Origin of the sequence: Nocardiopsis sp. TNDT3 (assembly GCF_003427465.1) — a bacterium.
GTDB classification, from domain to species: Bacteria; Actinomycetota; Actinomycetes; order Streptosporangiales; family Streptosporangiaceae; genus Nocardiopsis; species Nocardiopsis dassonvillei.
In genome coordinates, this window is sequence record NZ_QPFC01001050.1 from 1 (window position 1) to 1,429 (window position 1,429).

Sequence of the window (1,429 nt, forward strand, 5' to 3'; positions counted from 1 at the left end):
TCGAGGAGCTGGCGGGGGAGGGAACCCCCGCACTCGAACCGGCCCTCACCGAACGCATCCTGGCCTCGCTCATGGGAGGCGGGCCGATCGCCGCCGACGAATCCCCCGCACCTGGGACAACACCAGTGCACCCGCCCGCGCGTCAGGTGATCATCGACCGGATCCGCCGACGGCTCGCCGCATGAGGCCCCAGTGGCAGACACGGCACGGCGGCAGACGCGGCCCGGCGGACACGCGGCCCGTCACCGGGCCTGGAGCGAGGCGAGGAACTCGTCGGTCCTCCGGACCTCGTCGCGGTCGTAGGTGCTGACGTTGGCGAGCACCTCGGAACCGCCGGTGCGGTCGAGGAGGTCGGTGAGCGCGTCCGCCACCTGTTCGGGAGTGCCCGCGATCGCGGAGTCCATCCAGCCGTGCACCTCCCCGCGCTTCCTGTCGCGGCTCGTCTCCCCCAGCAGCCGACGCACCTCCTCGACGGGGCGGAGCGCGCGGAACTCCCCGGCCTCCCGCGAGTCCGCGTACGCCCACGCCTCGGGCAGCAGCAGGTCGCGGGCGCGCTCCTCGGTCTCCGCGACGGAGACGTCCACGTTCACGACCAGGTAGGGAGCGGGCGCGGTCCGGCTCGGCCGGAAGTCCTCGAAGTACGCGGCGATCCTGTCCGGGTCACGAAGGACCGGCCCTCCGATCACCGCCGGAAGTCCCAGCTCGGCGGCGAGTGCCAGCCCCTCCCGGACGGCGAGCAGGAACACCGGCGGAGGCGCGACGCTGGGCCTGGCGGTGATCCCGGCCCGCCCGCTCAGATACTCGCGCACCCTTTCGACCTCGGCCGGGTACTCGCCCTCGCCCAGGGCGGTGCGCCCGAGCGCACGCCGGATCGGAGCGGTGAAGCCGAGCGAACCGCCCAGTCCCAGGTCGATCCTGCCGGGGAAGAGCGCTTCCAGGAGCAGCGCCTGCTCGGCGACCACCAGCGGGCTGTGGTTGGGGACCATGACCCCGCCCGTGCCCAGGCGGATATCCCGCGTGCGGGCACCGATGGCCGCGAGCAGCACGGTGGGGGCCGAGCTGGCGATACCGGGCACCGCGTGGTGCTCGGCGGTCCAGAACCGGTGGAACCCGAGTTCCTCCGCGCGCACGGCCCTCTCGACGGTCGTCGCGATCGTCTGCGCGTCGGCCTCGCCGCTGCGCGTCCGTGAGCGGTCAAGCAGGGAGACCCGCATCGGTCCTCGCCTCCGTCCGTGTGGTGGGACAGCGCATCGTCCTCCTCCGCCCGGAGCGTACTCCCCGCGAGCCCGTGTGCGGGTTCCGGACTCGGACTCCGGACTCCGCGCTCGTCAGCGGTTCCCTCAGTCCGGTTGCGGACCGGTGCACACTCCCACCGGTCCGTCCGCGCGACCGGCCGTCTCCGCAGGGGACGCGGACACGAGCGGCCCCC

1 protein-coding gene and 1 pseudogene are annotated in these 1,429 nt (G+C 73.7%); one reads left to right on the top strand and one right to left on the bottom strand.

The window, feature by feature from the left end; translation table 11 throughout:
- Positions 1-185 (top strand): annotated as a pseudogene (locus DQW06_RS23665) (hypothetical protein); the annotation flags it as partial.
- A 57-nt stretch (positions 186-242) separates the two neighbouring features.
- Here DQW06_RS23665 and DQW06_RS23670 read toward each other — a convergent pair.
- Positions 243-1,214, bottom strand: a complete 972-nt coding sequence (locus DQW06_RS23670; protein WP_117199335.1) for an MsnO8 family LLM class oxidoreductase — start codon at positions 1,212-1,214, stop codon at positions 243-245.
- Between the last annotated feature and the right edge of the window lie 215 nt (positions 1,215-1,429).

Coding starts and splice junctions, on each gene's coding strand:
- DQW06_RS23670 (WP_117199335.1), bottom strand. CDS start 1,214: ATGCGGGTCTCCCTGCTTGACCGCTCACGGACGCGCAGCGGCGAGGCC.